Raw genomic sequence first — 19,657 nt, forward strand, 5'->3', positions numbered from 1 at the left:
CAATGATTGTGTAGATTTCGACAATTCAATTTTATGGGTAACTATCTATGGTGCCTTTGCAATATGGTTTGTAGGCGGTTTTTGGTTATATTTTATTACAAAATTCCCAGCCTTGCCTGATACTGCAGGTAGATTGCATGATTCTCCAGTGATTGTAGAAATGTGCAATGATTGCCGAGTTTCGGATATTATCGTTCCCTCTTCCTGACATTACACTTTTCACTTCTGATTGAGCACTCCCCCTATGCTCACCTTAATTTTGAAATCGTCCCAAACAGGAGTGAGACATGTCAACACGACACACCGCCCGGCTATTTTTATTAAGCGCTATTGCCACCGTTGTACTCGCTGGCTGTGGTAGCGAAACACAACAACCTGCTCAGCAAATGACGGCGCCAACAGTCAGCGTGGCTGAAGTAGTTAATATGCAGGTTAGTGACTGGGATGAATTTAGTGGCCGGCTCAGCGCCCCTGAGTCTGTGACGTTAATGCCACGCGTATCCGGTTACGTAAACCGCATTCACTTTAAAGAAGGCGCGTTAGTGAAAGCTGGTGATGTGCTGCTTGAGATCGACCCTGCGCCCTTTGAAGTCGAAGTTGCCAGATTGCAAGCAGAACTGGACAGTGCAGCCAGCCAATTAACGCTTGCTAAAAATGACTATGAGCGCGGTCAGCGCCTGAGTAAACAACAAGCCATTTCTCAGGAAGCCCTCGATGGTCGCTTTGCGGCATTACAACAGGCAAAAGCCAATGTGTCTGCGCTGAGTGCAGCAGTGGAACGCGCTGAATTAGATTTGTCTTATACCAAGGTAACTGCGCCGGTATCAGGGCGGGTTTCACGCGCGCACATTACACAGGGTAACTATGTTACTGCCGGGCAAAGCGCCCTTACCAGTATTGTGTCAGTTGAAGAGATGTATGCTTATTTCAGCGTCGATGAGCAAACTTACCTGCGCTACGTTCGCAGTGCGGTAATCCAGAATGGGTCTGATAACAACGGCGCGAATCAACCGGTTGCGCTGGCGTTGTCTGGTGATAACGCATTTCAGTACCGCGGCTACATCGATTTTGTAGACAACCAGGTCGACCAGCAAACCGGCGGCATTACGGTAAGAGCACGTTTTAGTAATGACGATGGTGTATTAGTGCCTGGCCTGTATGCGCGTATTCGCCTGGCAGGCAGTCAGCCGCACGACGGCATTTTAATTGATGAAAAAGCCGTAGGTACCGACTTAAACAACAAGTTTGTGTTGGTCGTGGCGCAAAACAACGCCATTGAATATCGCCCAGTTACGCTGGGTGAATCTGTCGGTGATTTGCGATTGGTCACCTCTGGTCTTCAACCCGGTGACACCATTGTGGTAAATGGATTGCAGCGTGTCATGCCCGGAATGACAATCAATCCAGACCTCACCCCTATGGCCGACGAGGCCACACTAACGGCTATTGCAGCCTCGCAAGCCATGCTGGATCCCACACAAATTGCCTTGTCTGCCTCGTTTGACGTAACGGCAACGCAATAGGAGTCATTATGTTTTCCCGATTTTTTATACATCGACCGGTGTTCGCATCGGTCTTATCGCTGCTGTTTATTATTACCGGCAGTATTGCGGTGTGGCAGCTGCCAATCACGGAATACCCGGAAGTCGTGCCGCCCACTGTCGTAGTGACCGCCAGTTACCCTGGCGCCAACCCTCAGGTTATCGCTGAAACTGTGGCGTCTCCGCTGGAGCAGGAAATCAACGGCGTTGAAAACATGCTGTATATGTCTTCACAAGCCAACGCCGATGGCCTGATGACTTTAACGATTACCTTTGCCATCGGCACTGATGTCGATTTGGCACAATCACAGGTACAAAGCCGGGTTGACCGCGCGGTGCCGCGTCTGCCACAAGAAGTGCAGCGACTGGGCGTAGTGACCGAAAAATCCTCGCCTAATCTTACGCTGGTGGTGCACCTTTACTCGCCTAACGAACGCTATGACATGTTGTATCTGGCCAACTATGCCACGCTCAACGTCAAAGACGAGCTCGCCAAAATAAACGGCGTTGGCCAGGTTCGTCAGTTCGGTGCAGGTGAATTCAGCATGCGTGTGTGGCTGGACCCCAATAAAGTGGCTGCACTGAATCTCACTCCATCAGACATTGCCAGTGCCATTCAGGAACAGAACCAGCAGGTTGTCGCAGGTAGTCTGGGTGCACAACCGGTAAAGCGGGCTGACTTTAATATTCTGATGAATGTAAAAGGTCGACTGAGCAACGTTGAAGAGTTCGAGAATATCATCATTAAAGTCGGTGACAACGGTGCAATTAGTCGCCTGAAAGACGTTGCTCGCATCGAATTAGGCGCTGACTCTTATGCTCTTCGTTCGACCATCGATAACAACCCCGCTGTAGGTATGGGCGTATTCCAATCTGCTGGCTCAAACGCCATTCAGATCTCAGAAGATGTACGCGCGACTATGGCGATGCTGGCTGAGAACTTCCCGGAAGGCGTGGCTTATGAACTGGCTTACGACCCGACTGTGTTCGTGCGTGGCTCAATTGAAGCCGTGGTAAAAACCTTACTTGAAGCCGTTTTGCTGGTTGTGGTGGTTGTAGTGCTGTTCCTGCAAACCTGGCGAGCGTCTATTATTCCGCTGGTGGCGGTACCTGTTTCCTTAATTGGTACCTTTGCCTTTATGCAGGTCATGGGTTTTTCGTTAAACGCCCTGTCGCTGTTCGGCCTGGTGTTGGCCATTGGGATCGTGGTGGACGACGCCATTGTGGTGGTGGAAAACGTCGAGCGTAATATCAGCGAAGGCTTGTCGCCCGTCGCTGCTACGACCAAAGCAATGAAAGAAGTGACCGGCCCGATTGTGGCAACCACGCTGGTACTGGCGTCGGTATTTATTCCTACCGCCTTTATGACCGGCTTAACCGGGCAGTTTTACAAGCAGTTTGCATTAACCATTACCATTTCTACTTTCATTTCGGCGATTAACTCATTAACGCTAAGCCCTGCACTATCGGCATTGTTGCTGAAAGGCCATGACGCGCCCAAAGACGGCCTTACCCGGTTGATGGACAAGCTGTTCGGTGGCTGGTTGTTTGCGCCTTTCAATCGCTTCTTCGCCAGACTTTCCAAAGGCTATGGCCTGGTAGTGAAAAAGATTATTCGCTTTGGTGTCGTGGTGGTGCCTTTGTATGTGGTATTGGTGGGCGTTACGGGCTTGCAGTTTACGACCACGCCGACCGGCTACATTCCGGCGCAAGACAAGCAGTACCTCATTGCGTTTGCTCAACTGCCTAATGCTGCGTCATTGGATAGAACCGACAGTGTCATTTCGCGGATGTCCGAGATTGCCCTTGAGCACCCTGGTGTTGCTAATACCATTGCGTTTCCGGGCCTGAGTGTAAATGGGTTCACCAACGCCACCAACAGTGGCATTGTGTTTGTGACGCTGGATGACTTTGCAGAACGCACGGATCCGTCTTTGTCGGCGAATGCCATAGCCGGTGCACTTAATGCCAAGTATGCCTCTATTCAGGAAGCGTTCGTGGCCATCTTTCCACCCCCGCCGGTGATGGGGCTGGGCACTATTGGTGGCTTCCGTCTGCAAATTCAGGACCGCGCAGGATACGGCTTTGAAGCCCTCAATGACGTCACTATGCAGGTGATGCAGAAAGCCTGGCAGGATCCGGTATTGGCCGGCGTGTTTTCAAGCTATCAGGTGAATGTACCGCAGCTGGACATTGACATTGATCGCGAGAAAGCTAAACAGCAGGGTATCGATCTCAATCTGTTGTTCCAAACCCTGCAAGGCTACATGAGTGCGACGTACGTAAACGACTTCAATCTGTTTGGCCGTACCTTTCAGGTGAATATGCAGGCCGATGCGCCGTATCGCGTGACCGCCGAACAAGTGGGTCAGCTAAAAGTGCGTAATCAGGCGGGTCAAATGGTTGCTTTGGACTCCTTTATTCAGGTTCGTGACGTCGCCGGACCCGACAGAGTCATGCACTACAACGGTTTTCCCACTGCGGAAGTTAATGGTGGTCCTGCGCCGGGTTATAGCTCGGGTGAAGCTCAGGCCGCGATTGAAAAGATCCTGGCTGAAACCCTACCCAACGGTATGACCTACGAATGGACAGAGCTGACGTATCAGCAAATCCTGACGGGCAACGCCAATATGTTGGTCTTCCCGCTGGTAATTGTGTTGGTGTTTATGGTGTTGGCGGCCCAATACGAGAGCGTGCGTCTGCCACTGGCCATTGTGTTGATCATTCCGATGACCTTGCTGTCGGCATTAAGCGGTGTACTGCTATACGGCGGCGACAACAACATTCTTACCCAGATTGGCTTTATTGTGCTGGTGGGGCTGGCTACCAAGAACGCCATCTTAATAGTGGAGTTTGCCAAAGAGTTGCAAGACCAGGGGCTGTCGATCATGGACGCTATTTTGGAAGCCGGCCGACTGCGGTTACGCCCGATTCTGATGACGTCTATCGCCTTCATTATGGGGGTGGCGCCACTGGTGTTTTCTACCGGCGCGGGCGCGGAAATGCGTCAGGCAATGGGTGTAGCCGTATTCTCCGGCATGATTGGCGTGACCATCTTCGGTTTGCTATTAACGCCGCTGTTTTATTTCCTGCTGGCAAAGCGCCAGCCAGAAACCGCTTCGAAAGCACAATCACCGGAAGGAGAGACACATGCATAAATTTACTCGTGTTGCAGTGGCTTTAACGCTAACCGGCATAGTCTCTGCCTGTGCAGTGGGGCCTGATTACCAGGCTCCCGATAACGTATCGACTATTGAACTGACAACGTCCTACCAAACTGCCGATGCTGTGAAAAGCTGGTGGCAGGCTTTTGAGGACGAGACCTTGTCGTCTTTGATAGAGCTGGCGCTGACGGAAAACAGGTCATTGCACGAAGCGCTCGCCAACGTGCGCCGTGCGCAAGCGGTGTTCAGTGAATCTGGTGCCCAGCGTTGGCCTCAGGGCAGTGTGTCCGCAGGCTATCAGGCGGTTGAAAATACGTCGTTGCTCGACGCCGACGATGGCGTACAGCTGCGCGGCTTCAATACCGGACTGTCATTGAACTGGGATGCTGATTTGGCTGGCAAGCTGGTACGCGCCGAGCAGGCCGCTTTAGCCAGAGCCGAACAGGCTGACTTGCTGTGGCGCGATGCCCAACTGCAGGTGATCAGTCAGGTCGTTAATAGCTATGGGCAATATCGCGGTGCGCAAATTCGCTTAGTGTGTGCGCAGATGAACCTGGCTTTTTTACAGCAAAGCCGGGACGTAGTTCAGGCACAGGTTGATGCGGGTACCGCAACCACATTCGAGCTGGCGCAAATCGATACACAAATTCACCGGGTTGAAACGGATATCCCGTCCATGCGCATCGCGCAGGCAACTGCTAAACGCACATTGGCTGCATTGGTTGCGCGTCAGGCTGACGAGCTTGAACTTGGCGGCGCCGCCAGTTTACCAACATTGCGATCGCCATTGCCTGTAGCGCAAGGCGAAAACTACCTGCAATACCGCCCGGATGTAGCCAGTGCAGAGCGTGCCCTTGCAGCTTCCGTAGCCGATATTGGTGTGGCGACCGCATCGCTTTATCCGTCACTCTCGGTCAGCGGGTTTCTGGGCTTTTTATCATCGCCAGGTCTGGCATTAAACAGTGCCTCGCAAAGCTGGAGCATTGCGCCCACGTTGCAATGGTCGGGACTAAACTGGTCAGCAGTGAAAGCGCAGGTACGTGCGTCAAATGCTGAAGCCGACGCCCAGCTGGCGCGCTTTGAGCAAAGCGTGATTGAAGCGGTAAATGACATGGATTTGTCGTTACAGAACTACCAGTTCAGTCGCGAACAGTTAGCAAGTGCTAAGCAGCAATTTAAGGCTAGTCAGCAATCTGCGAATATCGCCAGGATCCGCTACGAAGAGGGAAGTCTGGAGTTTCTGCAATTGCTAGACACCGAACGCGAGCTTATCGCCAGCCGCGATCAACTGGCACAAATCGAACAGGCACACTTCCTTCGCCTGGTTGAGGTGTACCGCAGCTTTAGCGGCGCGTTGCAATGGCAACAGCCTGGTTAGTTTCTCACAGACCATGGCTTCGGGTCGCGGTGCCTGAGGCCACACTTTTATTAATCACGAAGAAAAGAGAGGTAAGTCGAACGTGTGGTTAACACGACACAAGTTTTTGTTGGTCACGTTAAGTTTATTGATAGCGCTTTACCATGCACCGGTGAATGCCTTTAACCAAATGTCGGTAGATGTGCTGAAAGGCGAGGGCGAGATAGCCGGCGCAAGAATAGGCGTTGCGCCCTGGTCTCCCGGGGATTACCACCTACCGCTGCTTGGTAAAGTTGTGGTAACAACGGAGTTTAGCCTGACTCAACTGGAAGCGTCAGGTGCAGCGCCAGATCTCAATGGTAATGCGGTATTTGCTATTACACCAGTGCTAAGAAAGCCCTTGGGAAGGCTGTTTTCAATACCCACTGAAATCGAATTTGGCATTGGCGTGGGACTATTGGAAAACCGCCATTTCGGCCAAAAAGACATGGGCTCTAAGTTTCAGTTTGAAGACCGTCTGGGGTTACGTATGCAGTTAACTGAAGGACTGGCAGTGTCGCTGCGCTATATGCATTATTCCAACGGCGGCATTACTGAGTCTAATCCGGGGCTGGATTTCATTAACGTATCGCTGATTTATCCGCTGTAAATGCCGCCCGGTGGGCGGCATTCGGTAGGCGTCAGGGTGATTATTTATTGCGTTTTACAGGCCAGAATTCGAACCCGCCAGAGACAAAATTGATGATCGGAAAGGTGACCCCCAGCATTGCACTGGCTATCCAGATTTCCTGCCCATACCCGGCTGAGGGTCCGGCAGGCAAAGCCGTACCTGCCATCACAGGCAAAGCCCATAAATACAGCTGGTACATCAGTGCCGCGCATAATCCACAGAGCAGAATTTTCAACAAGCCTTTTTGGGGCTGCGGCACGCTGGCCAGCAACTGAAATTGCATCATGTTTTGCACCAGAAAGGTACCAAAGATAATACACACAGGGCCTTTCACCATAAATGCCATAGGGTCCATGCCCAGCCAGTGAACAAAGATGCCATAAACCATCAGGGCAACGGCAAGAATAGCCAGTATCGTCACAACCCCCATCAAAGGCTGTTTGGCGTTGTCGACCCATTTAGACATGGGCCAGAAATCCAGCATTGTCGCGAGCATCAGTATGGCGGCACTGGTAACTGCAAATGTCAGGGCTGTTATGCCATTGAAAAGTCCTGATGGCGCAAATACGTGAGCATAGAAGGGCAAGCCTTCGAACATCGCATAGTCGTAAAAAATGCAAAATATCACCAGATTAAGCAGGTAACAAAAAGCCAAGGTAGCCAGGCCGCAAATGCCGGGTGTACGACAAAAGCGGGATACTGGCCAGCAACCCAAAGCCAGAATAACAAATAGGGTAACCACCACAGACTGAATAACAAAATGCAGTAATATAGGCGTAAGTGCGCCCTGACCTACAGTAAAATATAGCAGTGGCATAACAATGATACTCGCCAGTATAAAACAGCCGACGATGGCGAGTCCTTTTGCGGGTTGAGACAAGCCCGAGATACGAGCCGGTATGCTGTTGTGCCAAACCACTGCCTGCATGATCTGAAACGGTGTTGCACACATAAACGCATAACTTACCCAGTGCACAAAATGGTCATGTCCCCACCATTGGTTGAATGCAAAAATAACCAACGCGGTCACTAATAGCACCCATCCAATCCCTGTTAAACCGACAACGACGATGTCGCGTTGTGACCCGGCATTGTGTGTTGCGCCTCCCATAACAACCTCCAGAAAGTAAAGCGCGAAAAAATTCAGGTCAGGCAAACTGAGCTACCTGACCTGTGGTTCAGTATGAGAAAAGCAGGATCAGAATCGCCACTTACCAATAACGCCGTACATGGGCGTACCTTCGTTGGCAATACAGTAGGCAGAGCCGCCGACGGCGGTTAGTTCCCACTTATAGGTACAGCGTTTATCACCGGTAATATTGTTGCCGTAAACAGTGACTTCATATTCTTCAAAGTCGCCGAAGGTCCATACTGCGCGGGCGTTGATCTGATTGGTTTCCTCAAGTTCATCGATAAGTGCGCGCTCTGTGGCGTATGCTTTCGGCGAACTGCGATACTGGTAGTCTATCTGGAAGTCGATGATACTGTTGTCCAGCACCAGTGATTTGGTGAGCATCAGGTTCGCCGAGGCGTCGGCAGCGAAGGGTAATTCGTGACCCACTTGTGCGGCGGCTTCGTCAGAGGATTTCGTGATTTCTGTATCCTGCAATCCTATACCACCCTGAAGTCGGAACTCTGCCGGTAACGCCCAGCGAAACTCCAGCTCCAGACCTTTTAATTCAGACTCGTCGATGTTCACAAAATCCGGGCCGCTGGGGCCGACGAAGAACTGTTGCTGGTCTTCCCAGATGTAATAGAACAGCGCACCGTTTAGTTGTAACGTGCCTTCCAATAGGGTGGACTTGAAACCCACTTCCATTGCATCAAGAATTTCCACATCCACGTTCTGGCGGGGAATACCGGTATGAGGGCCGTGGATGAATTCGACATCACTTTTGCCCGAACGGAACCCCCGTGAGAAGCTGGCGTAGGCAAATAAATCCCGATTGAACTGGTAGTCCAGTCCAATTTTCCCGCCCAGCTCACTGAAGGTGAGATCTTCCTGTGGACCACCGATGTCCTGGCGGCACAACGTTCCCCGGTTGTCTGGGGTGCCGCCGCTGAACAGGTTGCCATCGCCATCCAAATCACACAGCGGGTATTCAGCAGAAACGGCAAGGGAGTTTTCTTTGTCCCAGAAAAAGCCATGCGGACGCAACGTATTGTCGAGGTTACCCACAATCAGGCTGGGCAAGCGTTTTTCATCATGGGTGTAGCGCAAGCCGAACGTCAGATCGAGTTTGTCGGTCAGCTCAAATTCGGTATGCACATAAGGCGACCAAACGAAGTTCTCGACTTCCGCAACCGAGAATGACGTTTGATTACTGGCAGGATTGCCGCCAAATGCCAGGATAACCAAACCGCCCCCTGCTGGTGGTCCGCCATAGGGCAGGGCAGAGATGCCAAAGTTAATGTTTTGACTCAGAGAGGCATCCTCGCCGAAGAAATACAGCCCGGCTATCCATTTAAAGGGCGCATCATCGTCAGAAATTAGTCTGAACTCCTGGCTCCATTGCTCGTATTCCTGGTCCTGGTTAATTGCCTGAATAGCCTGGGGTGCCGGAGCGGGGCCGCCTAACTGTTCGTGAATAAACACGCTGAGGTTAGAGACATTACCCGGGTTAGCGTTACCGCCAACATCATAGCCCCAGCGTACATCCGTACTGTCGTAGGAGGTAATGGAAGAAAAAGAGGCCCAGTCCATGTCGTGGACAATTTTCAGGTAGCCACCGACATTATCCATTTCAAACGGCTGCGAATGGTTGACGTACACATCGTGCCAGTCGTCAGTAGACGGATTGTCGCCCTGATTGTTGAAGGTGTTGGGATAGTAGCGTTCGAAATTGATTTGCTCGCCCGCGGCAAAACGGGTTGTGGGCAGTGGCCCGCGCTCTGGCACGCCATTCTCGATACGGGTGCCGACGGCGCGAACCGGATCCATCTGACTGTCTTCATTCGCGACATGAAGGTTCGCGGTGATTTGGGTGTTTTTAGCCGGTTCGAAAAGAAGCGTTGCCCGGAATGACTGGCTTTCCTTGTCGCCAAATTCATCGTCACCACTGGACAGGTCATTCCATATACCGTCTCGCTGATAGGACTTTGCGGCCAGCCGCAAGGCGGCGTTATCTGACAGCGAGAGGGTGCCTGCTGCTTCGAGATCGATTAGGCCATAGTTGCCCACATTGACCGAAATATAGCCTTCCGCATCGCCATCCAGCTTAGGCTGATTGGAAATGTAGTTCACCGCGCCACCTGTGGTGTTGCGGCCAAACAGGGAGTTTTGCGGGCCACGCAATATTTCTATGCGCTCCATATCAAACAGGCCGACCCCCGACAAATACGGGGCACTCATGGTGACCTCATCCATGTATATCCCCACCGCGCCGGTGGCTGTGCCAAAGAAGTCACTGGTGCCAACACCGCGAATATTGATTTGTTGGTTAGCGGCATTCTGCCCTGAAATATTCACGTTGGGCGAGATACGGGTGATGTCCGAGGCTTTCTGAATGCCCATCTTTTTCAGTTGGTCGCCATATAAAGCCTGCATGGCAATGGGGATTTCCTGAATAGACTCAGAACGTTTTTGTGCGGTGACGATAATGTTCTCCAGTGCGGGTTCATCGCTGTCGCTTTGTTCTGTTTGCGCCAAACTGGCCTGGCTGGACAAGATCAGTGCAATGGCCGCGCACAGCGGACGCACCCGCAACGACTTGTCGTGTTTTCCTGATTCAAGGTGTGTGTTCATCGTTACTCTCTTTAAGATTGTTTTTATGGTGTTTGTGTAAAGGCTAAAAATCACCTTAAAGAGGTTGGATTGTTGTCACCAATCAGAAAAAGTAACAAAGCTATCACTTTTAATTTACATGCATGGTTGTCTATGCCGGGACATGTTAGATTTACTGGGCGTTCATCATGAACTATCACAACGGAAAGCCGAAATGACGGCGCTCCTTTGTAAAAATAGTGTTATGGTGAACGGCGATAGTGTTTTTCATGGGTCACTAATTTCCATTCATTCAGCATCAATACAAAGCTGGCCGGCGTTAGGGGAAGGCGTCTGAATTAACGGTCACCGTTTTTCATGGCTGGTATGTGTTTCTTCATGCTGATTGGTGAGGTTAACATGACTTACATTGTGAGAAATGATGTACCGGCGCTGAGTTTGCGACAATTGAAAGCAGTAATTGTGGTAAACCGCACCAAAAATGTCACTAAGGCGGCAAAGGCGTTAAATCGCTCGCAAACAGCAGTAACCAAATCGATTAATGATTTGGAAGCGAGTTTGAATTGCCGTTTATTTGAACGTACACCAACCGGGATGAAACCCACGGTATACGGCAAAGCCGTGGCAAAACGGGCACAGTTGGCCCTGGATGAGCTACAAAAAGCGGGCGAGGTGTACAGTAGTTTTGTACGCGATGCGCGCCCGTATCAGCGCATTCCTATATTTTCTATGGACGTCAGTTACAAGCGTCTGGCGGCGTTTATTGCCTTGTTCGAAACCAAGCGGATCCAATGTGCGGCCGATATGTTGGGTAATTCAAAAGCGTCGGTTTACAGCTCGGTCAGGCAAATGGAAGAGTGGCTTAAACTGCGTCTGTTTGAGTCTGAACCGGATGGGGTGTCGCCCACGGCGTTTGGCAAAATTCTGGCTATGCATGTAAAAATGGCGTTCGCCGAGATACGCCGTTGTCTGGAAGATATTGAAAGTATCAATGGCGTCACGCAAGGCACAGTGAGTATAGGTACCTTACCTTATACCCGCACCTATATTACGCCCAAGGCCATTAATCAGGTGCTACGTGACCATCCCGAGTTACATGTGACAACCCAGGAAGGCTCTTACGAAACCATGGAAGCGGCGCTGCGAAGTGGTGACATCGATCTCATTGTGGGTGCTGTGCGTGAGCATGATGAAGAGGCCGACATCACCACTGAGATCCTGTTCGAAGACAAGTTATCTGTTATAGCCAGACGAGATCATCCGCTCATGACACAGCAACAGATAACCTTGCAACAGCTACCCGAGTTAGCCTGGGTGTTGCCGGCGCGGTGTTCTCCAGCCTGGCATCTGTTTAATGAGCTGTTGCAGCGATATCGTTTGAGTATGCCGAAACAAGCTATTCACACCAGCTCATTGTCGATGGTCCGCGGTCTTCTGATCGACAGCGACAGAGTCGCATTGTTGTCTGAGCATCAGATCTATTATGAAAAGCAGTGTGGTCTGCTGGACGTGTTGCCGGTGGAGCTGCCCGAGACTTACCGGCCCATTGGGGTCACTATGCGCAAAGCATCGCAACCGTCGCCTGCTGCCCGGTTATTTCTGGACCAGCTCAGGGCCGTGGCGAAGTGTGTACAGGGTATTGCCGTTGCCAAGCAAGCGATGCGCGGACAGGTTCGGGCTATCTTGCCAATTCTGGCATCGGCTTGAGTTGAATTACGCACGATATGTTTTTTTAGGCAGTATTAACGCGCACAGACCACCGGGTAATCCCGGTGGCCGTGGCGGGGCACAGCGGCTAGATAGGGTAATGACCTGGCTGGGTTTCCAGCGTGATCCAACGTAACTCCGTGAATTGATCAATCCCTGCTTTGCCACCAAATCGTCCGTAACCTGATGCGCCTACGCCGCCAAATGGCATTTGTGCCTCGTCGTGCACAGTCGGGCCATTAATGTGGCATATCCCCGACTTGATACGCTTAGCCAGGGTAAGTCCCTTGGCACTGTCGCGGGTAAAAATAGCAGCGCTCAGGCCATATTCACTGTCGTTTGCTATGCGTACAGCGTCTTCACTGTCTTGTGCGCGTATCACGGCAACAATGGGTCCAAAGCTTTCTTCCCGGTATATTTTCATTGCCGGTGTCACCCGGTCGAGCACGGTGGCTTGCATTAATACGCTGTCACTTTTACCACCAGATACCAGACGTGCGCCTTTGCTCACTGCATCGTCGATGAGGCTGTTCACCTTGGACACGGTGCGCTCGTCTACCACGGCGCCCAAGGGCGCTTTTCCTTCCCGGGGATCGCCGGTGGGCATAGTGTTGACCTTGGCCTGAAGTTTTTCCACAAAAGCGTCGCCAACGGTTTCGTTAACGATCAACCGTTCTGTAGACATACAAATTTGGCCCTGATTCATAAATGCGCCAAACGCCGCAGCTTTTACTGCTTCGTCGAGGTCTGCGTCGTCGAGCACCAGTAGTGGGGCTTTACCCCCAAGCTCCAGCAAGACGGGTTTTAAGTGCTCGGCAGCCCGTTTGGCAATAATGCGACCGACTGCGGTTGAACCGGTAAAATTGATGCGTTTTACTGCGGGGTGATCAATAAGTGCACCCACTACATCGGCTGCGTCTGCGCTAGCGTTGGTAACAATATTAACAGTGCCATCGGGGAAGCCAGCTTCAGCACAAGCTTCGATAATGAGGCTATGTGTGCGAGGACATAATTCAGACGCTTTTAAAATGACCGCGTTGCCACATGCTAGCGCTGTGGATATGGCCCTGACACCCAGAATAATAGGTGCATTCCAGGGCGCAATGCCCAATATCACACCTACGGGTTCCCTTACTGCCATAGCAAGACAGCCGGGTTTGTCAGAAGGGATAGTCTCGCCGCCAATTTGAGTGGTAAGGGCGGCGGCTTCTCTGAGCATAGACGCAGCCAGCGTTAAATTAAACATTGCCCAACCAGCCGTGGCGCCGACTTCGTTCATCATCGCATCAACAAATGCGTCTTTTTTCGCTTCGAGTGCAGCTGCAGCTTTTGACAGTACAGCCCTGCGTGTATTCGGACCGGTTTGAGACCAGGCTTCAAACCCGGATTGCGCAGTATTGGCAATCGATGCCATATCGCCGGGCTGCATGGCAATTGACGTACTGGCACATTCACCCGTAAGCGGATTTATTCTTTCAAACTTCATCTTTTCCCCTGTATGTCGTCCTATTCGGCGACAGTCGTTACCCATCATTGCATTACTCTGCGCCAAGGTTTCCAACACAATTGAATAATGCAAGCAGGGTTAGGCAGCGTGCTGACCGAACCGTCTGTCAGGTCAGCCCCCCAAGAAAATGAGCGCCATCTTTTACTTCTTCACGAGCATTGAGGTGACACTCGGATCACGACCTTAAGCGACTTTGTCGTTCCTTTCCAATTACAAATAGTAACCAGCTCATTACTTTTGGTTTACATTTAGTGTGATAATTAATGAATATTACTCATGATTCTTTGCGGAATAATTCAATAGTGCTTATTCAAGGGGTTGCTATAGTGGTAGTTAGCCATTTTTATTGAAGCTGCCAGGAGTGCACACATGCCACGATATACGTTATCTGTGAATCAAATTTCCCATCAGGTGGATGTCGATGCTGACACCCCGTTATTGTGGGTGTTGCGCGATGAATTGGGACTGGTCGGCACCAAGTTCGGTTGCGGCGTAGCCATGTGCGGTGCTTGTACTGTGCATGTGAATGGCAGTGCAATGCGATCCTGTCAACTGCCTGTCTCGGCAGTAGGAGAGAATGCAATTACGACCATTGAGGGATTATCGGAAAACGGTGAACACCCGGTGCAAAAAGCCTGGTTGGAGCACGACGTTGCACAATGCGGTTACTGTCAGTCAGGTCAGATCATGTCGGCCGCGGCCTTACTTGCACAAAACCCTAACCCTGATGACAAGGCTATAGAGGCCAGTATGAGCGGGAATATCTGCCGCTGCGCGACTTACTATCGAATTAAAGCTGCCATCAAGTCTGCGTCGATTGACGTGGTAAACGTATAGGGAGCTACATCATGAAAACACCACATTCGACGCAAACGTTGCCGACTTCACTGGGTCGCCGACGCTTCTTGCAAGCGACTGCCGCAACCGGTGGTGGCTTGATGATCAATTTTTCCTGGCTTGGCGCAGCGCTGGCTGCACGCAGTGACGCAGATTCTCTCCCAGACAAACTGTTTAGCCTGAATGCATACATTCACATCGCCAGTAGTGGCACCATTACCGCAATGGTGCCAAATCCGGAGTTTGGCCAAAACCTGATGACCTCAATGCCAATGATCCTCGCAGAAGAACTCGATGCGGACTGGCAATCTGTCGTTGCGGAGCAGGCACCCTATGACCCGGCGTTATATGAACGACAATTCTCGGGTGGCAGCCAGTCAATTCGGCGCGCATGGAGCGGGTTGCGTATGGCAGGCGCAGCAGCGCGGCATATGTTAATGCAAGCTGCAGCAGGCAGTTGGAATGTGCCAATGGCATCGCTAACGACGCATCAGGGAATAGTAAAGCATGCGGCATCGGGCAAACAGGCGACGTACGGAGAATTGGCATCATTGGCGGCTACCTTGCCGGTACCTGAAAATGTAGCGGTAAAATCGGTCGATGATTTTAGTCTGATTGGGTCTGCTAAAAAGAATCTGGTAGGGCGGGAGATCGTAACCGGCAAACCTTTGTTTGGTATGGATACGCAAGTTGATGGCATGTTGATTGCCATGATCGTACATGCTCCAGCTTTCGGGCAAACCCTGGTCAGTGCTGATACAGATGCGATCAAAGCCATGCCGGGGATTCGCGATGCGTTTGTCTTTGAAGCGCTCGAGCCCGACTACACGAAGAATTACTTTGATGTGACCGCGTTTCCCACCATGGTGGCCATTGTGGGCGACTCCACATGGCAGGTGATGAAGGCCAAAAAAGCCCTCAATGCAAAATGGAAAACGTTTGATGGCTATGAAGAAACCATTGACCGATTTGGTTCGCCAGCAGTGATAAAAGTACCAGGCGGACTGGAAAATACCTCAGACCACAAGCAAGCCATGGCCGATGTGTTAAGCGGTAAACGTGAAGGACTGCGTGAATTGCGCCGCGATGGCGATCCGGAAGCCGCATTCGCTAACGCAGCACGCGTTGTCGAAAGTACTTACTACGCGCCTTATCTTGCGCATAACACCATGGAGCCGATGAACTTTTTTGCCGATGCAACCGGTGAGGTCGTTAATGTCTCCGGGCCGTTGCAAGGGCCGATTTTTATTCGCCAAACACTGGCAGAGCGTTTAAACATTTCACCGGACAACATTAATATAGACATGAAGCGAATGGGTGGTGGGTTTGGTCGCCGGGCGTATTCTCATTATCTGGTTGAAGCCGCGGTGATTTCGAAAAAAGTCAACAAACCGGTAAAGCTTATTTACACCCGCGAAGACGACATGACCATGGGTATATACCGGCCGACCTACTCGGTAAAATTGCGAGCGGCGTTGAATGAGCAAAACGAACTCACTGCTTATCAGGTTAGCGGGGTGGGTGTGCCTGAACACTGTGTACATGAGCACCGTTTTCCGGCTGGCGCAATAGACAATTACCTTGCAGAGGGTGCCGAGATCGACTCCAACATTACGGTCGGGGCTTTCCGTGCACCGCGCTCCAATTTTATGGCGATGGCCGAACAGGCGTTTTTAGACGAAGTGGCAGAAGCAATGGGTCAGGACCCGATAGATTTACGCTTATCGTTGTTGAAGCGGGCGCAACAAAACCCGGTGGGTAGCAATAACGATTACGACGCGGCACGTTATGCAGGGGTACTACATCAATTGCGGGAAACATCCGGTTGGGACAGCATACCCGCCACTACGCCCAAAGGTGTGGCGGTTTATTATTGTCACAACTCCTATGCCGCGCATGTAGTCACACTGGACGCCGCGGATCAACGCAATCCGCAGATTAATAATGTGTTTAGTGTGCTTGATTGCGGCATTGTTGTGAACACCGAAGGGGCGGTCAATATGGTGGAGGGGGCTGTCATTGATGGTATTGGCAATGCCATGTATGGCGAGATGACCTTTACCGATGGCAAACCCGACAAACAGAACTTCGACAGATACCGGATGATTCGCATGAACGAGATCCCCAAAAACATCAGCGTGAGTTTTGTTCAAAGTGATACCGATCCAACCGGCCTCGGCGAGCCGCCATTCCCGCCTATTTTTCCTGCGCTGGCTAACGCGCTTTATCAGGGGACGGGTAAGAGATTGTATGAGCAGCCATTTGCCCCGCAAATCGCAAAAGGCTAGCGTAAAGAAAGTTTGTGCCCAGAGGCAGCTTGTTCAATGCACCCAACGCATCGTCTCGCTGTCTCTCTTCCTCTACGTGAATAGCAGCATGTATGGGGTGTTTCTGATAAGGTAGTCGTCAAACAATAAGATCATGACCCATGAAAACCCGCTTAAACGATTTAATTGCCTTTATCGCTGTTGCAGAAGAAGAAAGCTTTACCCGGGCGGCCGCCCGATTGTCGGTATCCCAGTCGGCACTGAGTCATACCATTAAGGGCATGGAATCTCGCCTCGGTTTGCGCTTGTTAACCCGTACTACGCGCAGTGTGTCGTTAACCGAAGTCGGCCGTAAGCTCTACAGTTCGGTTGCGCCCCGGCTGCAGGATATCGAAAACGAGCTCGATTCGTTGAACGCGTTAAAGGACAGTCCGTCTGGCACCATCCGCATTTCTACCGCAGAGCACGCTGCCCGCAATGTGTTGTGGCCAAAAATACTGAAGTTCATGCAGGATTACCCGGACATTCATATCGAAATGTCGGTGGACTATGCGCTTACCGATATCGTAGCCGACAAATTTGATGCCGGTGTCAGGCTCGGTGAGAGCCTTGAAAAAGACATGATTGCCGTGAGTATATCCCCGCCGCTGCGAATGGCTGTGGTTGGCTCCCCTGCGTATTTTGAAAAATATGGGATCCCGGAAAGTCCACGTGATCTGTCGGAGCACCGCTGCATTAATTTGCGGTTACCCACCTATGGGCGATTACTGGTATGGGACTTTGAAAAAGACGGGCGCGAAGTGAACGTGCGCGTTGAGGGACAGCTTACCGTCAACAAGTCGTTCTTCATTCGGGACGCCGCATTGAAAGGCGTAGGGCTGGCTTATTTACCTCAGGATATGGTGAAAGACGCTGTTGCCGATGGCCGGTTAGTCCGCGTACTGGAACCCTGGTGTGATGAATTTCCGGGTTACTATTTGTATTATCCGAATCGCAGCCAGTATTCACCGGCTTTTTCGTTATTTGTCGAAGCCATGCGCCATCAGGATTAATGGCTACGTCGATATCATGACAAATGTCATATTAAAGTAGTGACACTTGCTAGTTATCCTCACAAGCCGCTCCCGGCATACTGATTCTCATAGTAGGGAGAATCAATATGCACATACATCAACATCCACTGGTTAGTCTTCGCCAGCTGTCTAAACAGTTTGGTAAAGAAACGGCATTAGACGCCATCGATCTGTATATACAGCCGAACGAAGTCGTTGCGCTATTAGGCGAAAACGGCGCGGGTAAAACAACCACCATAAGCACGCTGCTCGGTCAGCTAACGCCCGATAAAGGTGAAGTTACGGTGCTTGGTTACCCGGCCGGGCATTGGGCTGCCAAACAGCAAATGGGCGTGATGCTGCAAAGCGCCGCCCTGCCGGACAACGTGACCGTGATTGAACAACTGCGGTTATTTGCCAGCTATTATCCGCACAGCCAGCCTTTGGAGTATGTGCTGAATACGGCGCTGCTCACCGACCTGGTAAAACGCAAAGTACAAACCTTATCGGGTGGGCAAAAACAGCGCTTGTTGTTCGCTATGGCGATTATTGGCAATCCGCGACTGGTTATTCTGGACGAACCCACGGTGGGGCTTGATGCGACGGCTCGCCGCGAGTTTTGGTCCTGCATACGCGCGCTGGCTGCCAATGGCACGTCGGTGCTGCTGACTACTCATTATCTCGAAGAGGCAGATGCGTTGTCTGATCGCATTGTTGTACTGGCCAAAGGGCGAGTCGTAGCCGAAGGCGTGCCGGAAGCGATTAAAGCGCAGTTGGGCGGTAAGCGAATTCGTTTTCGCAGTAACGGCGGCGTTGGTGCCATTGAGCAAGCGATTCCCGGATGCGTAGCTCAGTGCCGCGGTGACTATATCGAGCTGCATTCGCAAACCCCCGAAGCACACCTGAAGACGTTATTCGACGCCGGCATTGTGTTACAGGACCTCACCGTAGCCGGCATTTCGCTGGAAGATGCCTTTTTACACCTAACCCAACCCACTCAGGAACACGCAGTACCTGCAAAGGAGATGTCAGCATGAGTCAATTTCAACCTATTCCCTTATCGTTGTCGAAGCGTTGGCAGATCCTGATGCTGGAGACCCAAACCGAGCTGCTAAAGACCTTTCGTAGTCCTGCTTTTGTGATCCCGAGTCTGGCGTTCCCGGTGATGTTTTACGTGTTTTTCGGTCTGTTGTTTAATGCCATAGGCGGAAACCCGGGCAATGCTGCCAAATACATGATGGCGACCTATGCCGTTTTCGGTGCAATAGGACCGGCATTGTTTTCCTTTGGCGCTGATGTGGCGACCGACAAAGACAAAGGGATCCTAAGTTTAAAATTAGTCAGCCCAATGCCCGTCAGCAGCTATTTTGCTGCCCGGATTGCTACTGCCATGTTGTTCGCTTTGCTGATTATTCTGAGTTTGTTTGCATTGGGCGCCGTATTTGGTGATGTGGTGATGACACGAAGTCAGTGGGTACTTACACTGGTGGCGGTGCTTGCCGGTACATTGCCTTTTTGTGCAATTGGCTTGTTCATCGGGTTGTCAGTATCGGCGAAAGCGGCGCCTGCTGTGGTGAATGTTATCTATTTGCCAATGGCCTTTTTGTCGGGGTTGTGGGTACCCATTCACTTGTTTCCTAATTCCATGGAAATGCTGGCAAATGCGTTTCCTGCCTACCACCTTGCACAACTGGCGTTGTTAGTTCAGGGTAATCATGCTGGTTCACCATGGTATCTGCATGCCGGTGCGTTGTTGGCATTTACTCTGGTGTTTTTGGTGCTGTCAGTAAGACAGTTTAAACGTGTCGATAATCGTGGTTAAGTAGGGAGA

The 19,657-nt window shown here is 51.3% G+C and carries 13 protein-coding genes; 10 read left to right on the forward strand and 3 right to left on the reverse strand.

Going from position 1 to position 19,657, the window contains the following annotated elements:
* Positions 1–287 precede the first annotated feature (287 nt).
* The 4 genes from AC4MRN_RS00640 to AC4MRN_RS00655 all read left to right on the forward strand — a co-directional run bounded on the left by AC4MRN_RS00640 (position 288) and on the right by AC4MRN_RS00655 (position 6,711).
* Entirely contained in the window at positions 288–1,523 is a 1,236-nt protein-coding gene (locus tag AC4MRN_RS00640; protein ID WP_491202197.1) for an efflux RND transporter periplasmic adaptor subunit, read from the forward strand.
* 5 nt (positions 1,524–1,528) lie between these two features.
* Positions 1,529–4,699: an efflux RND transporter permease subunit gene (locus AC4MRN_RS00645; RefSeq protein WP_491202216.1), complete on the forward strand. Its 3,171-nt coding sequence runs from the start codon at positions 1,529–1,531 to the stop codon at positions 4,697–4,699.
* Positions 4,692–6,083: an efflux transporter outer membrane subunit gene (locus AC4MRN_RS00650; RefSeq protein WP_491202198.1), complete on the forward strand. Its 1,392-nt coding sequence runs from the start codon at positions 4,692–4,694 to the stop codon at positions 6,081–6,083. Before AC4MRN_RS00645 ends, AC4MRN_RS00650 begins: the two co-directional genes overlap by 8 nt.
* Positions 6,084–6,165: 82 nt before the next feature.
* Complete coding sequence (locus tag AC4MRN_RS00655) at positions 6,166–6,711, forward strand: acyloxyacyl hydrolase (protein ID WP_073323789.1); 546 nt, start codon at positions 6,166–6,168, stop codon at positions 6,709–6,711.
* A gap of 40 nt (positions 6,712–6,751) precedes the next feature.
* Here the strand turns inward: AC4MRN_RS00655 and AC4MRN_RS00660 are convergent, their stop codons facing one another.
* Entirely contained in the window at positions 6,752–7,843 is a 1,092-nt protein-coding gene (locus tag AC4MRN_RS00660; protein WP_491202199.1) for a hypothetical protein, read from the reverse strand.
* 87 nt (positions 7,844–7,930) lie between these two features.
* On the reverse strand, positions 7,931–10,477 hold the full coding sequence (locus AC4MRN_RS00665; RefSeq protein ID WP_491202200.1) for a TonB-dependent receptor: 2,547 nt from the start codon (positions 10,475–10,477) through the stop codon (positions 7,931–7,933).
* A gap of 336 nt (positions 10,478–10,813) precedes the next feature.
* Between AC4MRN_RS00665 and AC4MRN_RS00670 the strand changes: the two genes are divergently transcribed.
* Positions 10,814–12,163: a LysR substrate-binding domain-containing protein gene (locus AC4MRN_RS00670; protein WP_370241464.1), complete on the forward strand. Its 1,350-nt coding sequence runs from the start codon at positions 10,814–10,816 to the stop codon at positions 12,161–12,163.
* A gap of 88 nt (positions 12,164–12,251) precedes the next feature.
* Here the strand turns inward: AC4MRN_RS00670 and AC4MRN_RS00675 are convergent, their stop codons facing one another.
* A complete protein-coding gene (locus AC4MRN_RS00675) occupies positions 12,252–13,649 on the reverse strand; it encodes an aldehyde dehydrogenase (RefSeq protein WP_491202201.1) in 1,398 nt (465 codons plus the stop codon).
* A gap of 390 nt (positions 13,650–14,039) precedes the next feature.
* Here AC4MRN_RS00675 and AC4MRN_RS00680 point away from each other — a divergent pair, with 390 nt between their 5' ends.
* From AC4MRN_RS00680 to AC4MRN_RS00700, 5 genes are all read left to right on the forward strand, one after another.
* The gene (locus tag AC4MRN_RS00680) at positions 14,040–14,507 is read left to right on the forward strand and encodes a (2Fe-2S)-binding protein (protein WP_073323779.1); all 468 of its coding nucleotides are present in this window, start codon (positions 14,040–14,042) and stop codon (positions 14,505–14,507) included.
* 11 nt (positions 14,508–14,518) lie between these two features.
* Positions 14,519–16,795 carry a xanthine dehydrogenase family protein molybdopterin-binding subunit gene (locus AC4MRN_RS00685; RefSeq protein WP_370241468.1) on the forward strand — a complete coding sequence of 759 codons (2,277 nt, stop codon included), beginning with the start codon at positions 14,519–14,521 and terminating at the stop codon, positions 16,793–16,795.
* A gap of 140 nt (positions 16,796–16,935) precedes the next feature.
* Entirely contained in the window at positions 16,936–17,826 is an 891-nt protein-coding gene (locus AC4MRN_RS00690; RefSeq protein ID WP_370241470.1) for a LysR family transcriptional regulator, read from the forward strand.
* A gap of 107 nt (positions 17,827–17,933) precedes the next feature.
* On the forward strand, positions 17,934–18,863 hold the full coding sequence (locus tag AC4MRN_RS00695) for an ABC transporter ATP-binding protein (RefSeq protein WP_491202202.1): 930 nt from the start codon (positions 17,934–17,936) through the stop codon (positions 18,861–18,863).
* A complete protein-coding gene (locus AC4MRN_RS00700) occupies positions 18,860–19,648 on the forward strand; it encodes an ABC transporter permease (RefSeq protein ID WP_491202203.1) in 789 nt (262 codons plus the stop codon). Before AC4MRN_RS00695 ends, AC4MRN_RS00700 begins: the two co-directional genes overlap by 4 nt.
* The last annotated feature ends 9 nt before the right edge of the window (positions 19,649–19,657 follow it).

This window comes from Marisediminitalea sp. (genome assembly GCF_984433645.1).